General features: G+C 65.1%; 1 protein-coding gene. It reads left to right on the top strand.

What is annotated here, in order from left to right; all coding sequences use genetic code 11:
• Positions 1-218: 218 nt before the first annotated feature.
• Positions 219-494: LLM class flavin-dependent oxidoreductase (locus tag AC1DYG_RS19405; protein WP_477641489.1), on the top strand; the 276-nt coding region annotated here is incomplete at its 3' end.

The raw sequence follows: 494 nt of genomic DNA, 5'->3' as shown, positions 1-494 counted from the left end.
ATGCTCCCGCAGTCCGTTCACGAATGCGCCGATGGTCGGTCCGACCGAGCGCGTGTAGTTGAACGCCATGTGCAGCGGCGCGCTCAGCGGCCGCTCCTGGCCCGCCGAATCTGGTTCTAGTTCCAGTGAACTCTTCCTCATGGTCACAAAGTCGAGTAGAACAGGTTCTTATTCCACTAGCAATAGTGAGTTCTGATCACCATGTATGGAGGCAGTCGATGAAGCTCGGTTTGCAACTTGGGTACTGGGGCGCGCAGCCCCCCGCCAACGCCCAGGAGTTGGTGGCCGAGGCCGACGCGTCGGGGTTCGACGCGGTGTTCTCGGCCGAGTCCTGGGGTAACGACGCGTTCACCCCGCTGGCCTGGTGGGGTTCGAGCACCGAGCGGATCCGGCTCGGCACCTCGGTGGCGCAGCTGTCCGCGCGTACGCCGACCGGTGCCGCCATGCACGCGCTGACCCTCGACCACCTCTCCGGCGGCCGSGTGATCCTCGGC

This window comes from Pedococcus sp. P1_H8 (assembly GCF_056405175.1).
This window is presented reverse-complemented; position numbering and strand designations above follow the sequence as displayed.